Source organism: Thermovirga sp. (genome assembly GCA_012523215.1).
In the GTDB taxonomy this organism is placed as follows: Bacteria; Synergistota; Synergistia; order Synergistales; family Thermovirgaceae; genus 58-81.
Genome location: JAAYIZ010000184.1, coordinates 1 through 2358, shown reverse-complemented (window position 1 = coordinate 2358; position 2358 = coordinate 1). Strand labels below are relative to the sequence as shown.

3 protein-coding genes are annotated in these 2358 nt (G+C 59.4%); 2 read left to right on the top strand and 1 reads right to left on the bottom strand.

Annotated elements, in window-relative coordinates; genetic code table 11:
- Window positions 1-103: 103 nt before the first annotated feature.
- A complete protein-coding gene (locus GX108_05165; GenBank protein NLO56429.1) occupies window positions 104-856 on the top strand; it encodes a sulfite exporter TauE/SafE family protein in 753 nt (250 codons plus the stop codon).
- A 37-nt stretch (window positions 857-893) separates the two neighbouring features.
- On the opposite strand, the gene GX108_05160 is transcribed toward GX108_05165, so the two are convergent.
- The gene (locus tag GX108_05160) at window positions 894-1883 is read right to left on the bottom strand and encodes an asparaginase (GenBank protein ID NLO56428.1); all 990 of its coding nucleotides are present in this window, start codon (window positions 1881-1883) and stop codon (window positions 894-896) included.
- Between the two features lie 90 nt (window positions 1884-1973).
- Between GX108_05160 and GX108_05155 the strand changes: the two genes are divergently transcribed.
- On the top strand, window positions 1974-2358 hold a 385-nt coding region (locus GX108_05155; GenBank protein NLO56427.1), incomplete at its 3' end, for an NAD(P)-binding domain-containing protein.

Below are 2358 nucleotides of genomic sequence, written 5' to 3'. Positions count from 1 at the left end.
TTCCTGTATTAACTAATTATATCACCTCAGGGCGTTATGGCCTGCCCGTTGTGTGTTAGAATGGCGCCTGGTTGAGATTCGAGTTCCCATGGAGGCGTCTGATTTGACTCCTGTGATGCTGATTCTTGCGACCCTGCTTGGAGGGGTGACCGGTTTCATCAACGTAGTGGCCGGGGGCGGATCCCTTCTCAGCCTTCCCTTCCTGATCTTTCTCGGTCTGGATGCCTCATCGGCCAATGCCACCATCCGGGTCGGCATCCTCCTTCAAATCCTGGTTGCCACGGGGCAGTTCAAGAGGGAAGGCGTGCTTTCCCTTAGGGAGTCGCTCTCCCTGGGCATCCCGGCCTCCATAGGATCGGTGGCGGGAACCCTTCTCGCCGTAAACCTGGATGAACGCCTCCTGAAGGTGACCATCGCCCTTCTCATTTCCTTCATGGCGTTTCTTCTCATCTCCAGGCCGAGAATGTGGGAGACCAGACGAAGTTCCGAATGGCCCGCCTGGGCCAAGGGGGCCCTTTTCATGGTCATAGGCGCCTATGGAGGGTTTTTACAGGCGGGAGTGGGATTTTTCCTCATCTGGGCCCTGGCGGCCACGGCCGGCAAGGACCTCTTGAGGGCCAACGCCCTCAAGGCTTCCATCGCGCTCTGCTTCACCGTGGTCAGTTTCGTCATCTTTTTTTCCAGTGGCCTCATCAACATGGAGTATGGCTTGGCTCTCGCCATCGGCAGCATGGCCGGAGCCTGGGCGGGGACAAAATTTTCCGTGGTAAAGGGGAATAAGTGGATAAGGTCCGTCCTGCTGGTCATGGTGGTGATCAGCGCCCTGAGGATGATCCTCCAGGTACTAGGGACTTGATGCCTGGGTTGGAGGCCGAGCTCTTACGCCGCGGTCGTTATTTCTTGCCCAGGAGGTAGAGTTGCAGATCCTCCATTGAAAAGCCGGCTCCCAGCCCCACGGCGAGCCTCAGCCTGGCCTGTTCCGGCCTCAAACCCCCTCCGTCCAGCAAGCCCAGTTCGAGCAGCCTTTTAGCGCTTCCCTCGTAGCCGTAGAGGGTGGCGGTGTGTCCCTTTCCGCAGCGGGTGGTTATCACTATCACCGTTCCGTTTTTCATGAGGGGTTTGAGGTACTGGTTCCAGGAGGGAGGGATGTTGCCCGCGCCGAAACCGGCCAGAACCAGTCCCTCGAGGTTTTTCGATTTGGAAAGGCATGAAAGGATCCAGTCTCCGCCCCCCAGGGATGCCCAGAGTATCTCCACGTTCTTGGCGGGCATGATCGCCCCTTCCAGCGCTGGAGGCCTGTTTGGCTTTCTTATTACCCTTATATCCCCGCCGACAAAATCGGCCACGGGTCCCCTTCCCGGCGCGGCGAAGGCGTCCCTGCGGTGGGCCACCTCCTTGGTCATCTCGGAGGCGGCGAAGAGCTGATCCTGGAAGCACGCCAGGACGCCCATCCCCCAAAGGTTTTCCGACGAGGCCGCTTTCACGGCCTGGGCGAGGTTGGCCATGGCGTCCGATCCCGGGATGCCCGGCGGCAGCATGGATCCGGTGAAGACCACGGGCTGAGGGTAGGCCCATAAAAGGTCCGTCAGGTAGGCCATCTCCTCGAGGGAGTCGGTGCCACAGGTGACGACTATTCCGGAGGCCCCGTCCTTCACGAGTTTGCGCAGAAGTTCCACGAGATCGGTGGTCATCGGTATGGTATAGTGACTGCTGGGCTGGTGGCTCCAGTCGATAACGCTGAGGGCGTTCCCCAGGCCTGGCGGGAGCATTTCCACCAGGTCCTGGGCGGAGAGAGTAGGAACGAAGCCCTTCTGTTTCTCGTTGAAGGTCATGCTGATTGTTCCGCCTGTTCCAACAAAGGCGATCCTTTCGCGACGCAGCATGGGTCCACCTCCCTTGTCCGGATTAGTTTACCACTATTCCCAAGTAGTCAAAGTCGGGGCTGGTTCTTTTCCCCGGGGGGTGTATCAGGGATGAAGATCGTGGTGATCGGTGCGGGAGAGGTTGGGTTCAGCGTCGCTTCCAGTCTTTCGCAGGAGGGGCATGACATCACCCTTGTCGAAAGCGACGAGGAACGGGCTGCCAAGGCCGAGAACGAACTCGACGTCATGGTGGTCAGGGGTAACGGTTCCAGGCCGCCGGTTCTGGAAGAGGCAGGCGTCTGCCCCGGCTGTGACACGGACCTTCTGATAGCCTGTTCGAACCACGACGAGGTTAACATACTAGCGTGCTGGATTGCCCGTCGCGCCGGCGTAAAGAGGGTCATATCCAGGGCCAGGGGCTTGGAGTACACCGACAGTCCCACCTGGGCAAGGCAGTTGGGAATTGACGTGATGATCTCGCCGGAGCGGTCCGTCG